The sequence below is a fragment of the Streptomyces yangpuensis genome (genome assembly GCF_024666385.1).
Taxonomy (GTDB): domain Bacteria; phylum Actinomycetota; class Actinomycetes; order Streptomycetales; family Streptomycetaceae; genus Streptomyces; species Streptomyces yangpuensis.
In genome coordinates, this window is record NZ_CP102514.1 from 2,018,191 (window position 1) to 2,043,894 (window position 25,704).

The following is a 25,704-nucleotide window of genomic DNA, read 5'->3' on the forward strand; positions in this document are numbered from 1 at the left end:
CGTCTTCGGACGATTACCCTGTGCGTCGTGACCACCGTTCGCCTGCCACTCTTCCCGCTGAACTCGGTGCTGTTCCCGGGACTCGTCCTCCCGCTGAACGTCTTCGAGGAGCGTTATCGCGCCATGATGCGCGAGCTGCTGAAGACGGGTGAGGACAAGCCGCGCCGTTTCGCGGTCGTCGCGATCCGCGACGGCCGGGAGGTCGCCCCGACCGCGCCCGGCCTGCCGGATCCGACGGCCGTGCCCGAGCGGGGCCCGTCCGCGGGCTTCGGTGCGGATCCGATCCAGGCGTTCCACCGGGTGGGCTGCATCGCGGACGCGGCGACGATCCGGGAGCGGGAGGACGGCAGCTTCGAGGTGCTGGCGACCGGTACGACGCGGGTCCGTCTGCTGTCGGTCGATTCCTCGGGCCCGTTCCTGACGGCGGAGCTGGAGGAGCTCCCGGAGGACGCGGGCGACGGCGCCGGGGTCCTCTCGGAGGGGGTGCTGCGGGCCTTCCGCAGCTATCAGAAGCGGCTGGCGGGGGCCCGTGAGCGGTCCCTGACGGGCGCGGAGCTCCCCGACGAGCCGTCGGTGGTCTCGTACCTGGTGGCCGCGGCGGCGGTGCTGGACATCCCGTCGAAGCAGCGGCTGCTCCAGGCCCCGGACACGGCGACGCGGCTGGCGGAGGAGCTGAAGCTGCTGCGTACGGAGACGGCGGTGATCCGCCACCTGCCGTCGCTGCCGGCGGTGGAACTGACCCGGGCTCCGACGAGCCCCAACTGACGGGGGACCGATGGCGAAGAGGACGAAGCAGGCGGCCGGCACTCCGGCGATCGCGGCGCTGACGGCGGCGGGGGTGGCCTTCACCACGCACGCGTACGAGCACGACCCGGCGCATCCCTCGTACGGCGAGGAGGCGGCCGAGGCCATGGGGGTCTCGCCCACGCAGGTCTTCAAGACCCTGGTGGCGGACGTGGACGGCGTCCTGACGGTGGCGGTGGTTCCGGTCTCGGGGTCGCTCGATCTGAAGGCGCTGGCGACGGCGGTCGGCGGCAAGCGGGCGGCCATGGCGGACCCGGCCCTGGCGGAACGCACGACGGGTTACGTCCGCGGGGGCATCTCCCCGCTGGGGCAGCGCAAGCGGCTGCGTACGGTGATCGACGAGTCGGCGTCGGCGCACCCGACGATCTGCTGCTCGGCGGGCCGCCGCGGCCTGGAGATCGAACTGTCCCCGACCGACCTGACCACCCTCACGGAAGCCATTCTGGCCCCGATCGGCCGCCCTTAGCCTCCGGCTCGGCAGGCTCACCGGGCTCGCGCCCGCTCCCGGGAGGTCCACCGGGCTCGCGCCCGTGCTCCCGGGGCTCAACCCGGGATCCCTGGCCTCGAACGCCGGCGGGGCTCGTTCCGCAGCCCCGAAAGGGGTCAGGCGCGGGGAGCCTCCGACGCCGTCGGCCCGGTGTCGGTGGGCGGCAGCGTCCGCTCGGCCGACGGCGGCGCCGCCGGCTGGTAGTACCCGCTCCACCCGTACAGCGGATCCGGCTCCGGATCCCGCGGCGTCCACAGCGCGGTGAACCCCAGGTGCAGCAGCACGGCGGTCATCGGCCAGGCCAGCAGCGCGCCGTGCGCCATCAGCTCCAGCGGCGCGTCGAACGGCACGCCCTTGCCCGCGGCGGCCGCGGCGGCGGCCAGGTCGGTCGACGACGCCCCGAGCCACAGCCCGAACCGCCATCCCGCCAGCGCGGCGAAGCAGGATCCCACGGCGAGCCCGATCACCAGCGGCACGCCACCGGCCCGGCGCCACAGGAACGTGCCGACGGCGCTCAGCACGCCCAGCCCGACCGCCAGCAGGAAGAAGGTGCCGTCGGCGGCGATCCGCGCCTCGCTCTCGCTGTTGCGCAGGAAGACCGCCTCACCGTTGGAGACGTACTGCACCCGGGGCGCGAGCCACATCCACAGCAGTCCGAGGAGCAGTCCGGCCACCGCGACCGCCAGGGCCACGACGGCCCCGTCGCGGATGTCCTCCGGGGTGATGGCCGCGGCGGCGGGGCCCGGCTTCTCGGGCGGCGACGGCGGCGGGTCGAACGGGGACTGCGGGGTCACGGCTTCGGTCACCCCCACATCGTGCCAGGTGTGCCCGGCCGGGGTGTCGGCGGACCGCGTCAGCGCACCGAGGCCCGCCGGTACGCCCAGGTCGCGGCGGCCAGGGAGGCGACGCCCACGGCCCCGCAGACGCCGAGGTCGAAGGCGACGGCGGCCCAGTCGGGTGACTGCTCGAAGGTCCGGGCGAACGCCTCCACCCCGTACGTGGACGGCAGCAGGTCGCGCGCCCAGACGATCAGGGCAGGCATCCGCTCGGGCGGCAGGACCCCCAGCAGCAGTGCCGCGGACATCCCGAGCTGTCCCGCGAGGGTGGCCAGCTCCTGGCGCGGGGCCAGCAGCCCCAGCGCCGCGCCGAGCCCGGCCAGCGCGGCCCCGGCCAGCGGCACCACGGCGGCCAGGATCCACAGGCCGCCCATCGGCAGGCCGAAGAGCAGGCATCCGAAGACCGCCGTGACCAGCGTCCCCGGCAGGGTGAAGGAGGCGTACGCGGCGGCCGCGCCCAGCACCACCGAGGCGGGCGGTACGGGCAGGGTGGCGTAGTGGTCGAGTCCGCCGCCGGCCCGTAGCTGCCCGAAGTACTGCGCGAGCAGGTTCAGCGCGACGAAGGCGACGACGAGCACCGAGGAGCCGGCCACGACGGCCCGGGCCTCGGAGCCCCCGTCGACGACCCCCCGCATCAGGATCATGATCCCGACGGACTGGAAGGTGGCGACGAACAGCAGCGGGATCCGCGCGACCCGCGCCCGGGACAGCTGGGCGCGGTAGACGGCGGCCAGCGCGGGGAGGAACCGCGCGCCGGGCGCCAGCGGCGCGGCCACCTGCACGGCTACCGGGGTCGCTGCGGCGGCGTCGGGCGCGGGCGTGGCCCGGACGGCTCCCGTCGTGCGGTCGCTCACGACTTCACCAGCCCTTTCGTCTTGCCGCCGAGGGCCAGGTACACGTCTTCGAGGCTGGGGGTGGCCAGGGTGAAGTCGTCGAGTGCGGCGAAGGCGGGGCCGCCGGTGACCGAGGCCACCGCCGCCCTGGCCTCGTCCGGCGCCAGCCGGAGCACCCAGCGGCGTCCCGATTCGGCGGCCCGCTCGCGCAGCCGGGCGACCTCGGGCACCTCCAGCGGAGCGGCCTCGCGCCATACGAGTTCCAGCCGGACCTCGCCGGAGACCCGGGCCTTCAGCGCGGCGGGGGTGTCGCAGGCGATGACCTTGCCCTGGTCGATGACGGCGACCCGGTCGAGGACGGTCTCGGCCTCGATGACGTTGTGGGTGACGAGCAGGACGGTCGCGCCGTGCCGGGCGCGGCGCCGGTCCACGGCCGACCACACGGCCCGCCGGGCCACGGGGTCCATGCCGGTGGTGGGTTCGTCGAGGACGAGGACGGGCCGCTCGCCCACGAGTGCGGCGGCGAAGCAGGCGAGGCGCCGCTGGCCGCCGGAGAGCTTCTTCAGGGGCCGCCCGGCGATCGGGGTCAGCCCGAGTTCCTCCAGTACGGCGTCGCGCTCGGCGCGTGCCGCCCGTACGTCGAGGCCGCGGAGCCGTCCGGTGGTCTCGGCGGCCAGTGCCACCGTGAGCTCGTCCAGGGCGGTGGACTCCTGGCCGAGGTAGGCGAGCAGCCGGGAGGCCCGTCCGGGGTGGCGTACGAGGTCGTGGCCGAGGAGGGTCACGGTGCCCGAGTCGGGTCGCATCAGGCCGGTGAGCTGGCGGACCAGGGTGGACTTGCCGGCGCCGTTGGGGCCGAGCAGGCCGAAGATCTCGCCGCGCCGGACGTCGAGGCTGACGCCGTCGTTGGCGCGGGTCTCGGGCAGGGCGGGGGCGCCGCGCCGTCCGCGTACCGCGGGGTACGTCTTGACCAGGTCACGTACCGCGCAGACCACGTCCGACGCCGCTCCCGCGGCCGCCGCCGTGCTGTCCTGCGCCTGTGCTGTGCCCGTACTCACGAGGGAGCAGCCTACGGGGTTCCCGCCCCTACTCGGCCGCCGGGGTCAGCGGGGCGGTGAGGTCGCCCGGTGCGGTTCCGGGTGCGGCGGCCGGTACCGCGGCGACGTGCTCGGCGGCGGCGCGGACGTCGATCTCCCTCCAGAACCCGGCGCGGATGGCGTAGCGGTCGTGTTCGTCGATCTGGTCGTCCTTGTGGGCGAGCAGGCCGAACCGGGCGGCGTAGCGCAGCAGCTCGCCGTCGATGCGGTGCGGGATGCGCGGGTACATGGTGGCGAGTTTCTGGAGGTGCGCGGTCTCGGGGAGCCGCTCCATCCAGCGCCGGGCGAACACCTGTCCCACCTCGAACGGGTCGCCGCCGACGGTGGTGATGTCCTCCTCGCGGTCCGCCCAGCGCTGTTCGGCGCTGGTGAGCTGGGCGAGGGTGGGCAGCGAGGCGGTCTCGGCCGGCTCGCCGAGGGGTCCGGCCCGGTCGATCCATCCCTTGTCGGAGGACCAGCGCAGGGCGCTGGCGGGGGCGGGCGTGGTGGCGGCGGCGGTGTGCTGGCCGGTGTGCGGTGCGGGGGCGCGCAGGGCGCCGGCGAGGTCCTTGGGTGTGGGGACGCTCTTTCCGCCGGGGGTGGTGGGCGCCGGTACGGGGACCGCCTCCCGGTCGTCGTCGGCGGGGGCGGCGGCGCCGTTGCGGGCGGCTTCGGCGAGGGCCGCCTCGGGCAGCGGGGCCGAGAGGATGGCGGCGATGTCGGGGCGGGGCACGGGCGGCGGGGAGCACAGTCCGGCGAGGTCCTTGGCGCGGACGGCCCGGGTGATCCAGGCCCGGTCGAGGACGCGGCGTTCGTCGGCCTCGGCGACGAGGTCCTCGGACTGGTTGTAGTCGCCGTCGGCGGCCTGGACGGCCCACAGGTGGACGGCGACGCCGTGTTCCTTGGCGGACATCAGGCCGGGCAGGAGGTCGCCGTCGCCGGTGACGAGGACCACGTCGGAGCAGGCGCGGTTGCGGGCGAGCTCGGTGAGTTCGGCGTGCATGGCGGCGTCGACGCCCTTCTGGGCCCAGCGGCCGTCGCTGCGGGTCAGGGCGCCGAGGCGGACGGTGACCCGGGACATGACGCGCAGCCTGCGGTGTTCGGGCTGCGGCACCCGGTCGGGTGCGCCGTCGAACCAGTAGATGCGCAGCAGGGGCTGCTGGGTGTCGGCCTCGGCGCGCTCGCGCAGGCCCTGGATGAGGGCGGCATGGTCGACGGTGATCCGGGAGCGGGAGGGCTCCCCGGCGAGAAGGCTGGCGGCGGCGCCCAGCAGGTAGCCGGCGTCCACCAGGACGACGCAGCGGTCCACGCGTTCCACCCTCTTCCCTGGGGGGTCCCCGTGTGTTTTCCGGGGTGCCCCGAGTCTGCCCGACCTGGCGGGTGTTGAAGGCCGGAACTCGATCATCGGCGTGGCGGATCCGGCGGGGTGGCGGGCCACGGCCATCGGCTACGCGCAGTAATGATCCAAAATGCGCGGTTTCTGGCGCTGTGTGAGTGTGAAGGCGGTCCTGGCCCCTAGACCCTCACGGAGGCTCCCCCATGGCCAAGAACAAGAACCAGAAGCAGCCGGCGAAGCAGCAGGCCCGCTCGTCCGGGCAGGACACGTCGCGCTCCTCGGACTCCCCCGAGCAGTCGTCGCACGCCCCCAGCCCCATGGATCTGGCCCACAAGAGCAAGCAGAAGAAGTTCGGCCACAACTGACGTCCTTCGCGTCGGTCTGTGACGACCGGAACCGAAAGGGCCTGCCCGGCATCGCCGGGCAGGCCCTTCCGTACGCGCGGCGGCCGCTGTTATCCGGCCAGGCAGGACGGTCCGAGGAGGACCTTGAGGTCACCGAAGAGGGCCGGGTCGGGCTGTACGCGGTGCCGGTCGAGGCGCAGCACGGTGGTGGTGCGCGGCCCCTGGAGCTTGATCCGTACCTCGGTGTTGCCCTTGTGGTGGCGCAGGATCTCGCCCAGACGGGTCACCATCGGGGGCGTGACCTTGACCGTGGGGATGGTGAGGACGACGGGGGCGTTGGTGCCGGCCGAGGAGAGGTCGGGGACCATCATCTCCATGGCGACCAGGCGTGGGACGTCCTCGCGCTTGTCGAGGCGGCCCTTGACGAAGACGACGGTGTCCTCGACCAGCTGGGTGGAGACGAGCTGGTAGGTCGCGGGGAAGAACATGCACTCGATGGAGCCGGCCAGGTCCTCGACGGTGGCGATGGCCCAGGCGTTGCCCTGCTTGGTCATCTTGCGCTGGAGGCCGGAGATGATGCCGCCGATGGTGACGACGGCGCCGTCGGAGTGCTCGCCGCCGGTGAGCTGGGAGATACCGGCGTCGGTCTTGTCGGAGAGCACGTGCTCCAGGCCGAAGAGCGGGTGGTCCGAGACGTAGAGGCCGAGCATCTCGCGTTCCTGGGCGAGCAGGTAGGACTTCTCCCATTCGACGTCGGAGAACTCCACGTCGAGGCCGAAGCCGGGCTCGTCGCCGCCGTCGTCGTCACCCATGCCGCCGAAGAGGTCGAACTGTCCCTCGGCCTCCTTGCGCTTGACGGCGACCACGTTGTCGATCATCGACTCGTGGTGGGCGACCAGGCCCTTGCGGGTGTGGCCCATCTCGTCGTAGGCGCCGGCCTTGATCAGCGACTCGATGGTGCGCTTGTTGCAGACGACGGCCTCGACCTTGTCGAGGAAGTCGGGGAAGGAGGAGTACTTCCCCTTGGCCTTCCTGGTCTTGATGATCGAGTCGACGACGTTCTGGCCGACGTTGCGGACGGCGGTGAGGCCGAAGAGGATCACGTCGTCGCCCTGGGCGGCGAAATTCGACTCGGACTCGTTGACGTTGGGCGGGAGCACCTTGATGCCCATGCGGCGGCACTCGTTGAGGTAGATCGCGGACTTGTCCTTGTCGTCCTTGACCGAGGTGAGCAGGCCGGCCATGTACTCGGCCGGGTAGTTCGCCTTGAGGTAGGCGGTCCAGTAGGAGACCAGGCCGTACGCGGCCGAGTGGGCCTTGTTGAAGGCGTAGCCGGCGAAGGGGACCAGGACGTCCCAGAGGGCCTGGATGGCGGTGTCGGAGTAGCCGTTCTTCCGGGCGCCCTCCTGGAAGATCGTGAAGTTCTTGGCCAGCTCCTCGGGCTTCTTCTTGCCCATCACGCGGCGCAGGATGTCGGCCTCGCCGAGCGAGTAGCCGGCGATGATCTGGGCGGCCTTCTGGACCTGCTCCTGGTAGACGATGAGGCCGTAGGTGACCGCGAGCACCTCTTCGAGCGGCTTCTCCAGCTCGGGGTGGATCGGGGTGATCTCCTGCTGCTTGTTCTTGCGCAGGGCGTAGTTCGTGTGCGAGTTCATGCCCATCGGGCCCGGGCGGTACAGGGCCGACACGGCGGAGATGTCTTCGAAGTTGTCGGGCTTCATCAGGCGCAGCAGGGAGCGCATGGGGCCGCCGTCGAACTGGAAGACGCCGAGGGTGTCGCCGCGCTGGAGCAGCTCGAAGGTCTTGGGGTCGTCGAGCGGGAGGCCCAGGAGGTCGATGTCGATCCCCTTGTTGGCCTTCACCATCTTGACGGCGTCGTCCATGATCGTGAGGTTGCGCAGGCCGAGGAAGTCCATCTTCAGCAGGCCGAGCGACTCGCAGCTCGGGTAGTCCCACTGGGTGATGGTGACGCCGTCGGTGTGCCGTACCCAGACGGGCACGTGGTCGGTGATCCGCTCGCTGGACATGATCACGCCGGCGGCGTGCACGCCCATCTGGCGGACCAGGCCCTCGACACCGCGGGCGGTGTCGATGACCTTCTTCACGTCGGGTTCGTTCTCGTACATGCTGCGGATCTCGCCGGCCTCGCTGTAGCGGGGGTGCGAGGGGTCGAGGATGCCGGAGAGCGGGATGCCCTTGCCGAGGACGTCGGCGGGCATGGCCTTGGTGAGGCGGTCGCCCATGGCGTACGGGTAGCCCAGGACGCGAGCGGAGTCCTTGATCGCGTTCTTGGCCTTGATGGTGCCGTACGTGCCGATCATGGCGACCTTGTCGGCCCCGTACTTCTCGGTCACGTACCGGATCACCTCGACGCGCCGGCGCTCGTCGAAGTCGATGTCGACATCGGGCATGGAGACGCGCTCGGGGTTGAGGAACCGCTCGAAGATCAGGCCGTGCGGGATGGGGTCGAGGTCGGTGATGCCCATGGCGTAGGCGACGATCGAGCCGGCCGCGGAGCCTCGGCCGGGGCCCACCGCGATGCCCTGGTTCTTGGCCCACATGATGAAGTCGGCGACCACGAGGAAGTAGCCCGGGAAGCCCATCGAGATGATCGTGTCCATCTCGTACTCGACCTGCTTCATGCGGTCCTCGGGGATGCCCCCGGGGAAGCGGCGGTGCATGCCGCGCATGGTCTCCTCGCGGAACCAGGTGACCTCGGTGTAGCCGTCCGGGATGTCGAACTTCGGCATCAGGTTCCGGAAGGTGAACATGCCCTCGGTGTCGATCTGGTCCGCGACCAGCTTGGTGTTGGCGCAGCCCTCCTGCCAGGCGTCCGAGGAGTCGATGGCGTACATCTCGTCGGTCGACTTCAGGTAGTAGCCGGAGCCGTCGAAGCGGAAGCGGTCGGGGTCCGAGAGGTTCTTGCCGGTCTGGATGCACAGCAGGGCGTCGTGGGCGGCGGCCTCGCTGGCGTAGGTGTAGTGGGAGTCGTTCGTCACCAGCGGCGGGATGCCGAGCTTCTTGCCGATCTCCAGCAGCCCGTCGCGGACCCGGCGCTCGATCTCGATGCCGTGGTCCATCAGCTCCAGGAAGTAGCGGTCCTTGCCGAAGATGTCCTGGTATTCGGAGGCCGACTTCAGGGCCTCGTCGAACTGGCCGAGGCGCAGCCGGGTCTGCAGCTCGCCGGAGGGGCAGCCGGTGGAGGCGATCAGCCCCTCGGACCACTTGCTGATGGTCTCCTTGTCCATGCGCGGCCACTTCGTGAGCCAGCCCTCGGCGTACGCGTCGGAGGACAGCCGGAAGAGGTTGTGCAGGCCGGTGGAGTTCGCCGCCCAGATCGTCTTGTGGGTGTAACCGCCGGAGCCGGAGACGTCGTCGCGCTTCTGGTGGGGCTGGCCCCACTGGATGCGGCGCTTGTTGCGCCGGGACTCGGGGGCGACGTAGGCCTCGATGCCGATGATCGGCGTGATCCCGGCCTTCTGGGCGCTGTGGAAGAAGTCGTAGGCCCCGTGCAGGTTGCCGTGGTCGGACATGGCGATGTGCGTCATGCCCATCTCGTTGCACGCGTTGAACATGTCCTTCAGCCGTGCGGCACCGTCCAGCAGCGAGTACTGGGTGTGGACGTGGAGGTGCGTGAACGGCGTCTTGGTCACGGCGCTGGTCTCCTGGCGGCGGGGGAGGGGGGCAGCTTCGAATCCTACGTCCCACGGGTGACAGATCCGGGGCACGCAGCGGTACGGTCGGGCGTTGCAGAACCAGGGGCACCGGTCCGACGTCCCGTCCGGCAGAGCCCGTACCACCCCGTGCACCAGGAGGAACCCGCCATGGCGGTCCCCGAGACGACCGACGAGCAGCGCGCCGAGGAGATCCTCGACGTGTTCGACACCGCATTCGGTGAACTGCTCGCCGCCGACCCCGCTGCGTTCCGGGTCAAGTTCCGCAAGATGGCGGCCTCGGCCTTCGCCTTCTACCGCGGCACGGCCTGTCTGTTCTACTCCGACCTGGAGCGGGACCGGCACGGCGGTCCGTACCTGGACGAGCGGACGGGCCGGGTGTGGATACACGGCGATCTCCACGCCGAGAACTTCGGCACGTACATGGACTCCACCGGCCGACTGATCTTCAACGTCAACGACTTCGACGAGGCGTATGTCGGCCCCTTCACCTGGGACCTCAAGCGCTTCGCCGCCTCCGTCGCGCTGATCGGCTACACCAAGGCGCTCAGCGACGACCAGATAAGCGAGCTGGTGCGGATCTACGCCGCCGCCTACCGGGAGCGGATCCACCGGCTGGCGGCGGGCGCCAAGCACGAGGAGGTGCCCTCCTTCACCCTGGACACCGCCGAGGGCCCGCTGCTGGACGCGCTGCGCTCGGCCCGTTCCCGCACCCGCTTCTCGCTGCTGGACTCGATGACGGAGATACGGGACTACGAGCGCCGCTTCACGGCCGGCGGCGGCGCGATGGAGCTGGACGCCGCGACCCGCTACAAGGTGCTGGCGGCCTTCGACGGGTATCTGGAGACGCTGCCCGACGAGTCCCTGGTGCGCCCGGACTCCTACCGGGTCAAGGACGTCGTCGGCCGCCGGGGCGTCGGCATCGGCTCGGCGGGCCTGCCCTCCTACAACATCCTGCTGGAGGGGCACAGCGACGCCCTGGAGAACGACGTCGTGATCTACCTCAAGCAGGCGCAGACCCCGGCGGTCTCCCGGCACATCACCGACCGGGCGGTGCGGGAGTACTTCCGGCACGAGGGGCACCGCACGGTGATCTCGCAGCGGGCGCTCCAGGCGCACGCCGACCCGTGGCTGGGCTGGACGGAGCTGGACGGCGCCGGGCAGCTGGTGGCGGAGGTCTCCCCGTACGCGGTGGACCTGGACTGGTCGGACCTGGACGACCCGGAGGAGATCGCGGCGGTGGTCGCGGACCTCGGCCGGGCCACGGCGACCATGCACGCGTCGGCCGACGAGGCGGAGAGCGGGCAGTCCCTGGTGCCGTTCTCCACGGAGCGGGCCATCGACGCGGCGATCGCGGCGGACGAGGAGGGTTTCGCGGGGCTGCTGGTGGACTTCGCGCACGCGTACGGGGCCCGGGCGCGCGCCGATCACCAGATCTTCGTGGACCTGTTCCGCAACGGGCGTCTCACCCCCTGAACCGGTTTCCACAGGAACGCGTGGCACACTCGCGAGGATGGACTTTTCCGGGACGGGACTCAGAGGGCTGCGGGCCGCGCTGTTCAGCGCTGTCGTCGTGCTGCTCTCGTCCGGCTCGCACGTCCTGATGTCGCAGGTCCCGCTGCCGCCCACGCTGGTGGCCGGGGCCTTCGCGGGTGTGTTCGCGATCGCCTACGCGCTCGCGGGCCGCGAGCGGGGCTTCGGCCCCATGGCGGGGCTGCTCGTGCCGCTGGAACTGGCGGCCGACACCGTCTTCACCGCGGGCCAGCACCTGTGCTACGGCCCGGCCGGCGGGCCCGTCGCGGGTCCGCTGCGCGCCATGGGCCTGGAGGAGCTGTGCGGGGGTGCGCCGGTGGGCGGGCCGCTGGCCGAGGTGACCGGGCCCGCCGCCGACGCGGCCGCGCTGCTGGCCTCGCCCGGTCCGTACACGCCGTGGCTGCTGCTCGGCGCGCACGTCTCGGTGGGGCTGCTCGCGGCCGCCTGGCTGCGCCACGGCGAGCGGGCGCTGGGCCGGCTGCTGCGGGCGGTGGCGGCCTTCGCGTTCCGGCCGCTGCGGCTGGCGGCGGCCGGGGTGACGGTGGCCTGCGGGCCGACGCGGCGGGTGCTGCGGCGGGTCCTGGCGGGCGCCGCGGCCCGTACGCGTTTCCCCGCACACTCCGTGGGACGGCGAGGACCCCCCGTGCTCGGCGCGCTCGCGCGCGCCTGACGCACGTACGGCAGTCCGTTTCCCACGTCACACACCACGGAGATCATGATGAGTTCACGCAACAGCCAGGCGAACAAGGCGGCGGCCCGCGAGCGGCTGCGGGCCGAGCGCGAGGCGCAGGCCAAGAAGGACAGGATCCGCCGGCAGGTCATAGTCGGCGTCGGTGTCGTGGCCGCTCTGGGCCTCGCCGGCGGTATCGCCTACGGGGTCATGAAGGCCAACGAGCCCGACCACTGGGAGAAGGCCGCCAAGGCCGAGCTGGTCAAGCCGAAGAACACCACCGGTGAGGACGGCACCACGGTCGTGGTCGGCAAGGCCGACGCGAAGAAGACCCTGGAGCTGTACGAGGACTCGCGCTGCCCGGCGTGCGCCTCCTTCGAGCAGGCGGCCGGCGAGCAGATCAAGAAGGACGTCGACGCGGGCAAGTACAAGCTCCAGTACGTCGGCGCGACCTTCATCGACAACGCGGTCAAGGGCGAGGGCTCGAAGAACGCGCTGAGCGCGCTGGGCGCGGCGCTGAACGTGAGCCCGGAGGCCTTCCTGGAGTTCAAGGGGGCGCTGTACTCCAAGGAGCAGCACCCCGAGGAGACCGTCGACAGCTTCGCCAAGGACGACTACCTGCTGAAGGTCGCGGACACCGTTCCGGCGCTCAAGGGCAATGCCGAGTTCAAGAAGGCCGTCGAGGACGGCACGTACGACCGGTGGGCGCTGGAGATGTCGAAGACCTTCGACAAGTCGGGTGTGAAGGGTACGCCGACCCTGAAGATGGACGGCAAGAAGATCGACACCCCGCAGACGGCGGAGGCGTTCACGGCCGCGATCGACAAGGCCCTGCAGGGCTGACATCGGGCATTCGGGGGCACAGCCTCCCGGACCGGCCGCACCGACGGGCGGGCGAACTCCCAGAGTTCGCCCGCCCGTTGCATTCCGACGTCTGTTCCCAGGGGTGTACCCGTCGGTAATATGATCATCCGTGACCAGTCATCTCACCCCTCACCCGGCCGCGGCAACCCCCCGCCGCCGTACGGTCGTTCTCGCCGCGGCGGCCACAGCCACCCTGGCCCCTCTCACCACGCTGGGCGCCGGAACCGCCCACGCCGCGGGCACCGCGCCCGCCTTCCTGCACGGCGTCGCCTCCGGCGACCCGCTGCCCGACGGCGTCCTGCTGTGGACCCGTGTCACCCCGGCCCCCGAGGCCGTCCCCGGCTCCGGGCTCGGCCCGGCCGTCCAGGTGTCCTGGGAGGTGGCCTCCGACCAGGCCTTCTCCCGTATCGTCGCCGGGGGAACCGTCACGGCGAGCGCGGCCGCCGACCACACGGTGAAGGTGGACGTGCGGGGGCTCCGGCCGCAGACGCCGTACTGGTACCGGTTCACCGCCGGCTCGGCCGTCTCCCCCGTCGGGCGCACGCTGACCACCCCGGGCCACGACGTGACGACCCCGGGGGTCCGCTTCGGCGTGGTCTCCTGCGCCAACTGGGAGTCCGGCTACTTCTCGGCCTACCGCCACCTGGCCGCCCGTACGGACCTGCACGCGGTCCTGCACCTGGGCGACTACATCTACGAGTACGCCTCCGGGGGCTACCCGGAGGCCAAGTACACCGTGCGGCAGCACGAGCCGAAGCACGAGATCGTCTCGCTGGCCGATTACCGCACCCGGCACGGCAGGTACAGGACGGACGCGGACCTCCAGGCTCTGCACCAGGCCCACCCGGTCATCGCCATCTGGGACGACCACGAGTTCGCGAACGACATGTGGGCCGGGGGCGCCGAGAACCACACGCCGGGCGCCGAGGGCGACTGGGCCGCCCGCGCCGAGGCCGCCAAACAGGCCTACTTCGAGTGGATGCCGGTACGGACCTCCACCGCGGGCACCGTCTACCGCAGGCTGCGCTTCGGCACGCTCGCCGACCTCCACCTGCTGGACCTGCGCTCCTTCCGGTCGCAGCAGACCAAGGTGGGCAGCGGCACGGTCGACGACCCGGAGCGCACCATCACCGGGCGCGCCCAGCTGGACTGGCTCAAGTCGGGCCTGGCCGGCTCCGACGCGACCTGGAAGCTGGTCGGCACCTCGGTGATGATCTCGCCGGCGGCCTTCGGTTCGCTGCCCGCGCACCTGCTGGGGCCGCTCGCCAAGCTGCTCGGCCTGCCCGAGGGCGGTATCGCGATCAACGTGGACCAGTGGGACGGATACACGGACGACCGCAAGGAGCTGCTGGGCCACCTGAAGGAGCGCAACGTCAAGAACACGGTGTTCCTGACCGGCGACATCCACATGGCCTGGGCGAACGAGGTCCCGGTGAACATGGCCACCTACCCGGGCTCGGGCACGGCGGCGACCGAGTTCGTCGTCACGTCGGTGACCTCCGACAACCTCGACGACCTCCTGCACGTGCTGCCCGACACGGTCTCGCTGGTGGCCGAGTCGGCCATCAAGGCCGCCAACTGGCACGTGAAGTGGCTCGACATGGACGCGCACGGCTATGGCGTGCTGGACGTGACGACGGAGCGCTCGCAGATGGATTACTACGTCATATCCGACAAGCGCCGGCCGGGCGCCACATCCGAATGGTCCCGTTCCTACCGGACCCTGAACGGGACCCAGAAGGTGGAGCGGTCCTACCAGCCCGTTCGCTGAATTACCTGATAGACCGTCAATTCTACGGCCACAAGGGGCGTCTGGTACATACCAGGCGCCCCTTGTGCGTTCGAAGCAACAAATCTTTTACGTAAGGCTCTTGACCTGAATATGTCATGCACACATAAGCTTCGCGCCAGCTGAAGAAGATCCTTCAGGCCACCACCCCCCACCACCCCCCACCCGCGAGGAGCACACGTGCGCGCGAACGCCCGCATATCCCCCCTTCTCCGCCGCCGCCTGATGGGCACGGCGGTCCTGGCCGGAACCCTGGCCTTCACCCCACTTGCCGCCCCCACCACGCTCGCGGCCGCGAAGACCCCCGCCGAGGTGTGCGCCGACGAGGCCGCCGCGCCCGCCAACGCCCGCGTCACCCGCGCCCACGACGAGCACGCCGACGAGCCGAACGAGGTCACCGACGCGCAGGCGAAGGCCATGGACGCCGACCTCAAGTCGAAGCTGGACAAGGCCCTCAAGAACCAGCCGCAGCGCAGCCTCGCCGCCGCCGAGGCCGTCGTGAACATCCCGGTGTACTTCCACGTCGTCCACTCCGGCACCGCCGGCAAGCTCACGTCCACGGACGTCAGCAACCAGCTCGCGGTCCTCAACGCGGCCTACGGCGGCCAGGGCACCGGCAACGTCAACACGAACTTCCAGTTCACCCTGGCGTCGACCGACTACACGGACAACGCGTCCTGGTACAACCTGGCCTCCGGCTCCCAGGCCGAGAAGGACATGAAGAACACCCTGCGCAAGGGCGGCCCGGGCGCGCTCAACTTCTACACCGCCAAGCTCTCCGGCGGCCTGCTGGGCTGGGCGACCTTCCCGACCTCCTACGCCTCCAGCCCCAAGATGGACGGCGTGGTCGTGCTCGACAGCTCGCTGCCCGGCGGCTCCTCCGCCAACTACAACGAGGGCGACACCGCGACCCACGAGGTCGGCCACTGGCTCGGGCTGTACCACACCTTCCAGGGCGGCTGTAACGGCAACGGCGACTACGTCTCCGACACCCCGGCCGAGAAGAGCGCCGCCTACGAGTGCCCGACCGGGCGCGACAGCTGCGCCAGCAAGCCCGGCGCGGACCCGATCCGCAACTTCATGGACTACACGTACGACTCCTGCATGTACCAGTTCACCGCCGGCCAGGTGGCCCGCATGAGCAGCAACTGGACCGCCTACCGGGCGGGCTGACCCCAGCGACGACGAGGGCCCGGACCGGCGACCGCCGGACCGGGCCCCTGCGCATGTCCCGCGCCGCTACAGGCTGTCGAGGAAGCCGATCGCGGCCGCCCACGCCTGCTCCGCCGCCTCGGCGTCGTAGTCGTCGAGGCCCGGGTCGGTGAACAGGTGCCCGGCGCCCGGGTAGCTGTGGACCTCGACGTCCGCGCCGGCCCGCTGCATCCGCAGGTACCAGGCCGTCAGCCAGTCGTGCGGCTCGAAGGGGTCGGGGTCCGCGATGTGCAGCTGCACCGGGAGCCCGTCCACCGAGGCGCTGTCCTCCAGGTCCGCCGTCCCGTGCAGCAGGAGCAGCCCGCGCGCCTTCTCGTCGGCCAGCGCCAGGTGCTGGGCGAGGGAACCGCCGAAGGAGAAGCCCGCGTAGACCAGGCCCTGGTCGGAGTGCGGGGCCGAGGCCAGCACCGCCCGCTTCAGCAACTCGTCACGGCCGATCTCGTCCTGGTGGGCCATGCCCTCCTCGACGGTCTCGAAGGTGCGCCCCTCGAAGAGGTCCGGCACCTGGACCTGGTGACCGGCCGCGCGCAGCCGGTCGGCCGCCGCGTGCACCGCGGGCCGCAGCCCGTACGTCGAATGGAAGAGCATGATGTTCATGCCTCCATCGTGCCAGCCGTCGCGGGCGGTGCTGCGCCACGGCTTCCCGCTACGTTCGTCCCCATGGAGACCGAGACCTTCCTGCGCCCCGCGACGGTCATCGGCGGCTCGCTGGTCGCCACCCTGATCGCGGGATGGCTGCTCGACCTGCTGCTGCGCCGGGCCGACGCCCGGCACCCCGAGACCCCGCTCTGGGGACTGCTGCGCCGCTGCCGGCTCCCGTTCCAGGTGGTGCTGTGCACCTGCCTGCTCAGAGCCTCCTACCGCCGGGCGGGCATCCTCCCCGACCATCCCGTCGGCGTCGGCCGCTTCCTCACCCTGGTGCTGATCGCCTCGGCGGCCTGGCTGGCGGTGCGCATCGCGACCGCCGCCGTGGACTCCACGTACGCGCGCTACGCCGCGGTGACCCAGGACGAGGCCCGGGTCCGCCGGGTGCGCACCCAGGTCACGCTGATCCAGCGGGTGGTCACCGCGGTGGTGGTCGTGGTCGCCGTGGCGGCGATGCTGCTGACCTTCCCCCCGATGCGCGCCGTCGGCGCCTCGATGCTGGCCTCCGCGGGCGTCCTCGGCATCGTGGCGGGCATCGCGGCCCAGTCCTCGCTGAGCAACCTCTTCGCCGGCCTCCAGATCGCCTTCGGCGACACCGTCCGCATCGGCGACACGGTCGTCGTCGACAAGGAGTGGGGCCGGGTCGAGGAGATCACCCTGACCTTCCTGACCGTCCGCACCTGGGACGAGCGCCGCATCACCATGCCTGTGTCGTATTTCACGAGCAAGCCGTACGAGAACTGGTCGCGCGGCGGCGCGCAGATGACCGGCACGGTCTTCTGGCACCTGGACCACAGCGCGCCCCTGGGGCTGATGCGGGAACGGTTCGGGCAGATCCTCGCGGAACTGCCCGAGTGGGACGGCCGCGGCGGCGGCCTCGCCGTGACGGACACCACACCGCACACGGTCGTGGTCCGCGGGGTGGTCACGGCCAAGGACGCCGACGACCTCTGGACCCTGCGCTGCGCGGTCCGCGAGCAGCTGATCACCTGGCTGGCCACCCACCACCCCTACGCCCTCCCCCGCATCGCGACCTCCCCGGCCGCCCTCGCCCCGGACGCGCCGGACCCCGTCTAAGGGGCGCGCAGGCTGCGTACGTCCAGGTGGCGCAGCACCCGGTCGACGACCTCCGGGTCGGAGCCGGGTTCGCTGCGGGCGGCCAGCACCTCGTGGCGGGCGGCCGACATCATCTCCCGCTGGATCCGCTGGATGTCGTGGAGCCGCTGGACCCGCTTCGCGTACGCCTCGCGCCGTTCCTCGTCCACCATGTCCGGGCTGATCCGGGCGCCCACGTCGTAGGCGCGCCGGTTCAGCTGCTCGATCAGGTCCTCCGGCAGGTCCTCGGCCTCCTCGATCTCCTTCAGCCGGTGCTTCGCGGCCCTGGCGGCACGGACGGCCAGCTGCCGCTCGGCGTCCCGCCGGGCGTCGGTGTCCTCCTCCACGCCGAGGCGCCGCACCAGCCAGGGCAGGGTCAGCCCCTGGCACACCAGGGTCACCATGATCACCGCGAAGGCGATGAAGACGATTTCGTCCCGTGCGGGGAAGGGCTCGCCGGAATCGGTCCTGAGGGGAATGGCCAGGGCCAGGGCGACCGAGGCCACCCCGCGCATCCCCGCCCACCACATCACCACGCTCTCCCGCCAGCTCAGCGGGATCTCCTCGTCGTAGTCACGCCGCTGGTGCAGCTTCTTCGCGAGCCAACCGGCCGGCAGCAGCCACACCAGCCGTACGCCGACCACGACCGCGACGACGACCGCCGCCCACCCGGCCATCTCCCACATCCGGTCCTGCGCCGTCCCGAAGACGTTGTGGAGCTCCAGCCCGATCAGCCCGAAGGCCACGCCGGTGACCAGCGTGTCCACGACCTCCCAGAAGGTGTGCCCGGCCAGCCGGCCCAGCACGTCGTCGGCGTCGGAGGCGTACTCGGCGAGGAACAGGGCCGTCGTCAGTACGGCCAGCACCCCGGACCCGTGCAGTTCCTCGGCGAGGACGTACGACACGAAGGGCACGAGCAGCGTCAGCCCGATCTGGAGGGTGGCGTCACCGAGCCGGCCCATCAGCCGGTGGGTGGTCCAGCCGAGGGCCAGGCCGACGACCACGGCGACGACGGCGGACAGCACGAACTCGCCCAGCGCCTCGGGCCAGGAGAAGCTGCCGCTGACGGCCGCGGCGATCGCCACGTGGTAGAGCACGATCGCCGTCACGTCGTTGAAGAGCCCCTCGCCCTCCAGGATCGACACCATGCGCCGGGGCAGCCCGAGCGATCCGGCGACCGCGGTGGCGGCGACCGGGTCGGGCGGCGCCACGAGCGCGCCGAGCGCGACGGCCGCGGCGACCGGCAGCGCCGGCACCACGGAATGGGCGACGGCGGCCACGGCGGCGGTCGTGACGAACACCAGGGCCACGGCCAGCAGCAGGATCGGCCGCACGTTGGCGGCGAACTGCCGCCACGAGGTCCGCTGCACGGAGGCGTACAGCAGCGGCGGCAGCACCAGCGGCAGGATGAACTCGGGCGGGACGTCGACCTCGGGCACCGCCGGCACCAGGGCGAGGACCACCCCGCCGAGGGTCATCAGGACGGGCGCGGGCAGTCCCAGCCGGTCCCCGAGCGGCACCATGACCACGGCCCCGAGGAGGAGCACGAACAGCAGAGCAAGCTGATCCACTCCCCCACCCTGCCAGCCCGCCGGGCCCGGCAGCGGCGGTCGGGGCCGCGGCCGCGTGTCGGGGCGCCGCGGGCGGGAGCCGTTACTCGCTCTCCGCCCGGATCACGTCGAGGGCGTGCTGGAGGTCCGCCGGGTAGCTGCTCTCGAACTCCACCCACTGGCCGTCCGCGGGGTGCTCGAAACCGAGCCGGACCGCGTGCAGCCACTGGCGGGTGAGCCCGAGCCGCTTCGCGACGGTCGGGTCGGCGCCGTAGGTCAGGTCACCGACGCACGGGTGGCGGTGCGCGGACATGTGCACGCGGATCTGGTGCGTACGCCCCGTCTCCAGCTTGATGTCCAGCAGCGAGGCGGCGCGGAAGGCCTCGATCAGGTCGTAGTGGGTGACGGAGGCCTTGCCGTCCTGGGTCACCGCCCACTTGTAGTCCGCGCTGGGGTGGCGGCCGATCGGGGCGTCGATGGTGCCGCTCATCGGGTCGGGGTGGCCCTGCACGAGCGCGTGGTAGCGCTTGTCCACGACCCGCTCGCGGAACTGGTTCTTCAGCGAGGTGTAGGCGCGCTCCGACTTGGCGACGGTCATCAGGCCGGACGTGCCGACGTCGAGGCGGTGCACGATGCCCTGGCGCTCGGACGCACCGGAGGTGGAGATGCGGTAGCCCGCGGCGGCGAGACCGCCGATGACGGTGGTGCCGGTCCAGCCGGGGCTCGGGTGGGCGGCGACGCCCACCGGCTTCATGATGACGACGATGTCGTCGTCGTCATGGACGATCTCCATGCCCGGGACCGGCTCGGCGACGACCTCGACCGGGCGCGGGGGCGCGGGCATCTCGACTTCGAGCCAGGCACCGCCGTGGACGCGCTCGGACTTCCCGACGACGCTGCCGTCGACCGACACCTTCCCCTCGGCCGCGAGCTCGGCCGCCTTCGTCCGGGAGAAACCGAACATACGGGCGATGGCGGCGTCGACGCGCTCGCCTTCGAGGCCATCGGGAACGGGCAGGGTGCGGATCTCGGGAATCGTACTCACCCGTCGAGTATGCAGGACGGGGCGGACGAGCTGTTCCGCGATCAGCGCTTCGCTCAGTCCTTGTGGACGGTGCCGTCCGGGTCCAGACCCTTGAAGGACAGCAGCACGATGAGGATGCCGCCGCACACGATCGCCGAGTCGGCGATGTTGAAGACGGCGAAGTGCGCGGGCGCGATGAAGTCCACGACCGCCCCGCGGAACACGCCCGGCGAGCGGAAGATCCGGTCGGTCAGGTTGCCCAGTGCGCCGCCCAGCAGCAGACCCAGGGCGATCGCCCACGGCAGGCTGTAGAGCTTGCGGGCCAGCCGCACGATCACCACGATCACCGCCGCGGCGATACCGGTGAAGATGATGGTGAAGGCCTCGCCGAACCCGAACGCGGCGCCCGGGTTGCGGACCGCCTCGAACTTCAGCAGGTCACCGATGATCTCGATCGGCGGCTGGTGCTCCAGCTTCGCCACGACCAGCATCTTGGTGCCGAGGTCCAGCAGGTAGGCGAGCACCGCCACGACGAGCAGTGCCGCGATCCGCCGATGCCCCTTGGGCGCGGCCGACTCCGGCTGGGGGTCGTCCCCGACCTCCGGCGTACCGATGATGCGCTCCGCCTCTGCCACGTGAGTCCCTCGAACTAGCCGACCCAGGCTCCTTCTGGACCCTGACCAGACGAGGGTACGTCAGGGCCCCCGCACACCGCCCTCCCCGCCTCCTGCCTTTCCCGTCACGCACCGGCGCAGCGCCCCGGTGCCGCCGGACACCCGCTAGTGGCGGCGCTCCTGCTTCTGCTTGCAGTCGACGCACAGCGTGGCCCGGGGGAAGGCCTGCATCCTGGCCTTGCCGATGGGCTGCCCGCAGTTCTCGCAGAGCCCGTACGTGCCCGCCTCCAGCCGTTCCAGGGCCCGCTCGGTCTGCTCCAGCATCGAGCTGGCGTTGGCCGCGAGCGCCAGCTCCGACTCCCGCGTGATGTTCTTGGTGCCCGTGTCGGCCTGGTCGTCGCCTGCTCCGTCGCCCGAGTCCCGCATGAGGCCCGAGATGGCCACCTCGGAGGCGTCCAGCTCGGCGCGCAGCCGCAGGACCTCCGACGCCAGCTCCTCGCGGGCCTCCTCGACCTCCTCGGGCGTCCAGGGGTCCTCCCCGGGCCGTACGGCGAGCTCACCGGGGGCGGCGGCCGCCGTGACCCGGGTCTTGGGCAGCCCGCTCGTGGCGGCCGCGGCCGTCTTCCTCGCCGCACCGGCGCTCTTCTTGGCAACCACGTTCGGGACTCCCGTCTTCTTCGCGGCGTGCGCCGCCCCCTCGGCCGCGGCCTTCTTGGCCGGGGCCGTCCGCTTCTCGACGGCGGTCGTCTTCCTGACTGCGGTCGTCTTCTTCCCGGCCGCGGTCAGCCTGCCGGCCGATGCCTTACCGGCCGCGGCCGTCTTTTTCGCCGCCGCCTTCCTGGCCGGAGCCTTCTTCGCCGGAGCCTTCTCGGCGGGAGCCGGGTCCCCGGAGACCGCTGTCTTCTTCGCCACCATGGCCGCGGCCCCTTCACATACTGTGATATTGCTCGCGAATCGTGCCGGAACGATAAATCGGCTCCGCCCCCGCGGCAACGGGGCACGCATCCGTCGAGGTCAACCTGCATCCGTTGTGCCCATCCGGAAGCCCGGTAATCCGCCCCTCGCACCCCACCCGACGCCCCGGCGCCGCAGATGGCCCGTTCGGGTCACTCCCGGCCCCTGCCCTGCCTCCCTCCCCGGCCCCCGGCCGGACCCCCGCCACGCCGTGCCCGCGGGCCCCGCACGGGCCCCCGTAAACCGGTCTGCCGAGCGCCCCCCGCACCCGTACACTGGCCCCAGCGAAAGGCATGGACGGGGACGAGTAGCGTCGGACGCAGCCAGGAGCGACCCGGGGACGGTGAGAGCCCGGGGGCGAGCGCGACGTGAAGGATCACCCCTGAGCCGCCGGAAGAAAGCCGCGGGTCCCCCGCAGGGCGAGTAGAACCGGCTTCGCACCCCAATGAGGGGGCCACCGGATCCGTCCGGCGGCCAAGGAGGGTGGTACCGCGGGAGCAGCAGTCGGCTCTCGTCCCTCCGGACGGAAGTGACACCCCGCCGGAGGAAGAGTTCAGCCTCATGACCACACCGCCGCAGTACCGCCCGGTACCCGCCCAGGTCGACCTGCCTGCCCTCGAGCACGCGGTCCTCGACTTCTGGCGCGAGAGCAAGACCTTCGCCAAGACCCTGGAGCAGTCCGAGGGACGCCCCGAGTGGGTCTTCTACGAGGGCCCGCCCACCGCGAACGGCATGCCCGGCGCGCACCACATCGAGGCCCGCGTCTTCAAGGACGTCTTCCCCCGCTTCCGCACGATGCGCGGCTACCACGTGGCCCGCAAGGCCGGCTGGGACTGCCACGGCCTGCCCGTCGAGCTCGCCGTCGAGAAGGAACTGGGCTTCAACGGCAAGCAGGACATCGAGGCGTACGGCATCGCCGAGTTCAACGCCAAGTGCCGCGAGTCCGTGACCCGCCACACCGACGCGTTCACCGAGCTCACGACCCGCATGGGCTACTGGGTCGACCTGGACGACGCCTACCGGACCATGGACCCCGAGTACGTCGAGTCCGTGTGGTGGTCGCTGAAGGAGATCTTCAACAAGGGCCTGCTCACCCAGGACCACCGCGTCGCCCCCTGGTGCCCGCGCTGCGGCACCGGCCTGTCCGACCACGAGCTCGCCCAGGGCTACGAGACGGTCGTCGACCCCTCCGTCTACGTCCGCTTCCCGCTGACCTCCGGCCCGCTGGCCGGCGAGGCGGCCCTGCTGGTCTGGACGACCACCCCGTGGACCCTGGTGTCCAACACGGCGGTCGCCGCCCACCCGGAGGTCACCTACGTCGTCGCCACGAACGGGACCGAGAAGCTGGTCGTCGCCCAGCCGCTGCTGGAGAAGGCCCTCGGCGAGGGCTGGGAGGCCACCGGCGAGTCCTTCACCGGCAAGGAGATGGAGCGCTGGACCTACGAGCGCCCCTTCGACCTCGTCGAGTTCCCCGAGCCCGCCCACTACGTCGTGAACGCCGAGTACGTCACGACCGAGGACGGCACCGGTCTGGTCCACCAGTCCCCCGCCTTCGGCGCCGACGACCTCGCGGTCTGCCGCTCGTACGGCCTGCCCGTGGTGAACCCGGTCCGCCCCGACGGCACCTTCGAGGAGGAGGTCCCCCTGGTGGGCGGCGTCTTCTTCAAGAAGGCCGACGAGAAGCTGACCGCCGACCTCGACGCGCGCGGCCGGCTCTTCAAGCACATCGCCTACGAGCACAGCTACCCGCACTGCTGGCGCTGCCACACGGCCCTGCTCTACTACGCGCAGCCGTCCTGGTACATCCGCACCACCGCCGTCAAGGACGCGATGCTGCGGGAGAACGAGAAGACCAACTGGTTCCCGGACTCCGTCAAGCAGGGCCGCTTCGGCGACTGGCTGAACAACAACATCGACTGGGCGCTCTCCCGCAACCGCTACTGGGGCACCCCCCTGCCGATCTGGCGCTGTGAGGAGAACCACCTCACCTGCGTCGGCTCCCGCGCCGAGCTGTCCGAGCTGTCCGGCCAGGACCACTCCGACCTGGACCCGCACCGCCCGTACATCGACGACGTGACCTTCACCTGCACCGCCGAGGGCTGCTCCCTCGAAGCGGTCCGCGTGCCCGAGGTCATCGACGCCTGGTACGACTCGGGCTCGATGCCGTTCGCGCAGTGGGGCTACCCGTACAAGAACAAGGAGATCTTCGAGAAGCGCTACCCGGCGCAGTTCATCTCGGAGGCCATCGACCAGACCCGCGGCTGGTTCTACACGCTGATGGCGGTCGGCACCCTCGTCTTCGACAAGTCGTCCTACGAGAACGTGGTCTGCCTGGGCCACATCCTCGCCGAGGACGGCCGCAAGATGTCCAAGCACCTGGGCAACATCCTCCAGCCGATCCCGCTCATGGACCAGCACGGCGCGGACGCGGTCCGCTGGTTCATGGCGGCCGGCGGCTCCCCGTGGGCGGCCCGCCGCGTGGGCCACGGCACGATCCAGGAGGTCGTCCGCAAGACGCTCCTCACGTACTGGAACACGGTCGCCTTCCAGGCGCTGTACGCCCGTACGTCGAACTGGGCGCCCTCGGCGGCCGACCCGGCCCCGGCCGACCGCACGGTCCTCGACCGCTGGCTCCTCTCCGAGCTGCACGCCCTCGTCGCCGAGGTCACCGAGGCGATGGAGTCCTACGACACCCAGCGGGCGGGCAAGCTCCTCTCCTCCTTCGTGGACGACCTGTCGAACTGGTACGTCCGCCGCTCGCGCCGCCGCTTCTGGCAGGGCGACGCTGCCGCGCTGCGCACCCTGCACGACGTGGTCGAGACGGTCACGCGTCTCATGGCTCCGCTGACCCCCTTCATCACGGAGCGGGTCTGGCAGGACATGGTGGTCCCGGTCACCGCGGACGCCCCCGAGTCGGTCCACCTGTCGACGTGGCCGACGGCGGACACCTCGGCGATCGACCCGGCCCTGTCCCAGCAGATGCAGCTCGTACGCCGCCTGGTGGAGCTCGGCCGCGCGACCCGCGCTGAATCGGGCGTGAAGACCCGTCAGCCCCTCTCCCGGGCACTGGTCGGCGCGGCGGGCTTCGACGCGCTCTCCCCGGAGCTCCAGGCCCAGATCACGGAGGAGCTGAACGTCTCCTCCCTGGCCTCCCTCTCGGAGGTCGGCGGGTCCCTGGTGGACACCACGGCGAAGGCCAACTTCCGGGCGCTGGGCAAGCGCTTCGGCAAGGGCGTCCAGGACGTGGCGAAGGCCGTGGCCGCGGCCGACGCGGCGGCCCTGTCGCTGGCCCTCCGCTCGGGCGAGGCCTCGGTGGAGGTGAACGGCGAGCCGGTCTCCCTGACCCCGGAGGAGGTCATCATCACCGAGACCCCCCGCGAGGGCTGGTCGGTGGCCTCCGACTCGGGCGCGACGGTGGCCCTGGACCTGGAGATCACCCCGGAGCTGCGGCTGGCGGGCCTGGCCCGTGACGCGATCCGCCTGATCCAGGAGGCCCGGAAGAACTCCGGGCTCGACGTGGCGGACCGGATCGCCCTGCGGTGGTCCTCCGCGGACCCGGAGGTCGTGACGGCCCTGACGGACCACGCGGGCCTGATCGCGGACGAGGTGCTCGCCACGGACTTCGCGTCCGGCGAGGCCGACGCCGCCTACGGCGACCCCTTCACGGACGAGTCCCTGTCCCTGACGTTCCGCCTCCGCAAGGCCTGACGCACCCCACCCCCGGCCCGCCCCTCCCCTCCGGGGGGGGCGGGCCGCTGCCGTTGCCCTGGCCGGGCGGTGCCGAAGTCTTCCGTCTGCAGGCCGGTGGCCGCGCCTCAATCGCCGGCGGGGCTGGGTTTGGCCGCCTGGGCGGGGTCGGCCGGGTGGTCGGTGGTGTGGGGTGGGGCGGCGTCCCTCCGGGGGCTCTCCTCGGCTCGGCGCGTGCGGCTTTGGCTCGAACGTACGGCCTTGGTCGCGCCTCGTCCTGCGGGGAGCCCCCGCAGTGCCCCCGCCCCACGGCCCCGCTGCGGAGGAGACGGCCCGACCCCGCCAAGGAGGAGGGTGGGGGCGGCCCCGGCTCCGCACGAGACGGCCCGAAGGGCCCCGACTCGCCTCGTCCGGGGTGGGCGGGAGCTGCCCGGTGGGGGTGTGGGGACGGTGGGGGGTGTCCCCGCAGGACGAGGCGGTACCGCCGCCCGGCGGCCGGGACAGGGCCGCACGCGCCGAGCCGAGGAGACACCCCCCGGCGGCCCCGCACCCCCACCCCCTCTCCCACTCCGCCCCGCGACACCACCCAGCCCCGCCGGCGATTGAGGCGCGGCCACCGGCCCGCACCCGGAAAACACCCACACCGCCCGGCCAGGACAACGGCAGCCACCGAGCCGCAC

The 25,704-nt window shown here is 71.6% G+C and carries 20 protein-coding genes; 10 read left to right on the forward strand and 10 right to left on the reverse strand.

The features are described 5' to 3' along the window. The first annotated feature begins 27 nt into the window (after nucleotides 1–27). Together NRK68_RS09315 and ybaK are read left to right on the forward strand one after the other, a co-directional pair. Entirely contained in the window at nucleotides 28–765 is a 738-nt protein-coding gene (locus NRK68_RS09315) for an LON peptidase substrate-binding domain-containing protein (RefSeq protein ID WP_257855572.1), read from the forward strand. A 10-nt stretch (nucleotides 766–775) separates the two neighbouring features. Next, on the forward strand, nucleotides 776–1,270 hold the full coding sequence (gene ybaK, locus NRK68_RS09320) for a Cys-tRNA(Pro) deacylase (RefSeq protein WP_183065000.1): 495 nt from the start codon (nucleotides 776–778) through the stop codon (nucleotides 1,268–1,270). Between the two features lie 137 nt (nucleotides 1,271–1,407). Here ybaK and NRK68_RS09325 read toward each other — a convergent pair whose 3' ends face one another. From NRK68_RS09325 to NRK68_RS09340, 4 genes are read right to left on the reverse strand one after another with little or no spacing between them, the layout of a single operon-like run. Continuing rightward, nucleotides 1,408–2,097 carry a hypothetical protein gene (locus NRK68_RS09325; RefSeq protein WP_183065001.1) on the reverse strand — a complete coding sequence of 230 codons (690 nt, stop codon included), beginning with the start codon at nucleotides 2,095–2,097 and terminating at the stop codon, nucleotides 1,408–1,410. Nucleotides 2,098–2,144: 47 nt separating this feature from the next. Next, nucleotides 2,145–2,981 carry an ABC transporter permease gene (locus NRK68_RS09330; RefSeq protein WP_373023499.1) on the reverse strand — a complete coding sequence of 279 codons (837 nt, stop codon included), beginning with the start codon at nucleotides 2,979–2,981 and terminating at the stop codon, nucleotides 2,145–2,147. Continuing rightward, nucleotides 2,978–4,015, reverse strand: a complete 1,038-nt coding sequence (locus tag NRK68_RS09335) for an ABC transporter ATP-binding protein (RefSeq protein ID WP_257855573.1) — start codon at nucleotides 4,013–4,015, stop codon at nucleotides 2,978–2,980. Before NRK68_RS09335 ends, NRK68_RS09330 begins: the two co-directional genes overlap by 4 nt. A gap of 28 nt (nucleotides 4,016–4,043) precedes the next feature. Next, nucleotides 4,044–5,351 (reverse strand): NYN domain-containing protein, encoded by a 1,308-nt coding sequence (locus tag NRK68_RS09340; RefSeq protein ID WP_257855574.1) that lies wholly within the window; start codon nucleotides 5,349–5,351, stop codon nucleotides 4,044–4,046. A 221-nt stretch (nucleotides 5,352–5,572) separates the two neighbouring features. Here NRK68_RS09340 and NRK68_RS09345 point away from each other — a divergent pair, with 221 nt between their 5' ends. Continuing rightward, the gene (locus tag NRK68_RS09345; protein WP_183065004.1) at nucleotides 5,573–5,734 is read left to right on the forward strand and encodes a hypothetical protein; all 162 of its coding nucleotides are present in this window, start codon (nucleotides 5,573–5,575) and stop codon (nucleotides 5,732–5,734) included. An 89-nt stretch (nucleotides 5,735–5,823) separates the two neighbouring features. Here the strand turns inward: NRK68_RS09345 and dnaE are convergent, their stop codons facing one another. Further along, nucleotides 5,824–9,366, reverse strand: a complete 3,543-nt coding sequence (dnaE, locus tag NRK68_RS09350) for a DNA polymerase III subunit alpha (RefSeq protein ID WP_183065005.1) — start codon at nucleotides 9,364–9,366, stop codon at nucleotides 5,824–5,826. A gap of 171 nt (nucleotides 9,367–9,537) precedes the next feature. Between dnaE and NRK68_RS09355 the strand changes: the two genes are divergently transcribed. The 5 genes from NRK68_RS09355 to NRK68_RS09375 all read left to right on the forward strand — a co-directional run bounded on the left by NRK68_RS09355 (nucleotide 9,538) and on the right by NRK68_RS09375 (nucleotide 15,416). Continuing rightward, nucleotides 9,538–10,863 carry a DUF2252 domain-containing protein gene (locus NRK68_RS09355; protein ID WP_257855575.1) on the forward strand — a complete coding sequence of 442 codons (1,326 nt, stop codon included), beginning with the start codon at nucleotides 9,538–9,540 and terminating at the stop codon, nucleotides 10,861–10,863. A 37-nt stretch (nucleotides 10,864–10,900) separates the two neighbouring features. Further along, a complete protein-coding gene (locus NRK68_RS09360) occupies nucleotides 10,901–11,590 on the forward strand; it encodes a hypothetical protein (protein ID WP_183065007.1) in 690 nt (229 codons plus the stop codon). Between the two features lie 48 nt (nucleotides 11,591–11,638). After that, a complete protein-coding gene (locus tag NRK68_RS09365; RefSeq protein WP_183065566.1) occupies nucleotides 11,639–12,433 on the forward strand; it encodes a DsbA family protein in 795 nt (264 codons plus the stop codon). A gap of 130 nt (nucleotides 12,434–12,563) precedes the next feature. Beyond that, nucleotides 12,564–14,225: an alkaline phosphatase D family protein gene (locus NRK68_RS09370; RefSeq protein ID WP_183065008.1), complete on the forward strand. Its 1,662-nt coding sequence runs from the start codon at nucleotides 12,564–12,566 to the stop codon at nucleotides 14,223–14,225. Between the two features lie 243 nt (nucleotides 14,226–14,468). Then, entirely contained in the window at nucleotides 14,469–15,416 is a 948-nt protein-coding gene (locus tag NRK68_RS09375) for a zinc metalloprotease (RefSeq protein ID WP_183065567.1), read from the forward strand. 66 nt (nucleotides 15,417–15,482) lie between these two features. On the opposite strand, the gene NRK68_RS09380 is transcribed toward NRK68_RS09375, so the two are convergent. Then, nucleotides 15,483–16,052 (reverse strand): dienelactone hydrolase family protein, encoded by a 570-nt coding sequence (locus NRK68_RS09380; RefSeq protein ID WP_183065009.1) that lies wholly within the window; start codon nucleotides 16,050–16,052, stop codon nucleotides 15,483–15,485. Nucleotides 16,053–16,115: 63 nt separating this feature from the next. On the opposite strand from NRK68_RS09380, the gene NRK68_RS09385 reads away from it, so the two are divergent. Then, nucleotides 16,116–17,177: a mechanosensitive ion channel family protein gene (locus NRK68_RS09385; protein WP_257855576.1), complete on the forward strand. Its 1,062-nt coding sequence runs from the start codon at nucleotides 16,116–16,118 to the stop codon at nucleotides 17,175–17,177. Here NRK68_RS09385 and NRK68_RS09390 read toward each other — a convergent pair. The 4 genes from NRK68_RS09390 to NRK68_RS09405 all read right to left on the reverse strand — a co-directional run bounded on the left by NRK68_RS09390 (nucleotide 17,174) and on the right by NRK68_RS09405 (nucleotide 21,298). Then, nucleotides 17,174–18,766 carry a Na+/H+ antiporter gene (locus NRK68_RS09390; RefSeq protein WP_183065011.1) on the reverse strand — a complete coding sequence of 531 codons (1,593 nt, stop codon included), beginning with the start codon at nucleotides 18,764–18,766 and terminating at the stop codon, nucleotides 17,174–17,176. The two genes, NRK68_RS09385 and NRK68_RS09390, sit on opposite strands and share 4 nt — an antisense overlap. Before the next feature lie 82 nt (nucleotides 18,767–18,848). Next, complete coding sequence (locus NRK68_RS09395) at nucleotides 18,849–19,790, reverse strand: RluA family pseudouridine synthase (RefSeq protein WP_183065012.1); 942 nt, start codon at nucleotides 19,788–19,790, stop codon at nucleotides 18,849–18,851. A 53-nt stretch (nucleotides 19,791–19,843) separates the two neighbouring features. Further along, nucleotides 19,844–20,404, reverse strand: a complete 561-nt coding sequence (lspA, locus tag NRK68_RS09400; protein ID WP_183065013.1) for a signal peptidase II — start codon at nucleotides 20,402–20,404, stop codon at nucleotides 19,844–19,846. Between the two features lie 144 nt (nucleotides 20,405–20,548). Beyond that, a complete protein-coding gene (locus NRK68_RS09405; protein WP_183065014.1) occupies nucleotides 20,549–21,298 on the reverse strand; it encodes a TraR/DksA family transcriptional regulator in 750 nt (249 codons plus the stop codon). A gap of 600 nt (nucleotides 21,299–21,898) precedes the next feature. Between NRK68_RS09405 and ileS the strand changes: the two genes are divergently transcribed. Beyond that, entirely contained in the window at nucleotides 21,899–25,045 is a 3,147-nt protein-coding gene (ileS, locus tag NRK68_RS09410) for an isoleucine--tRNA ligase (protein ID WP_183065015.1), read from the forward strand. Nucleotides 25,046–25,704: the final 659 nt, after the last annotated feature.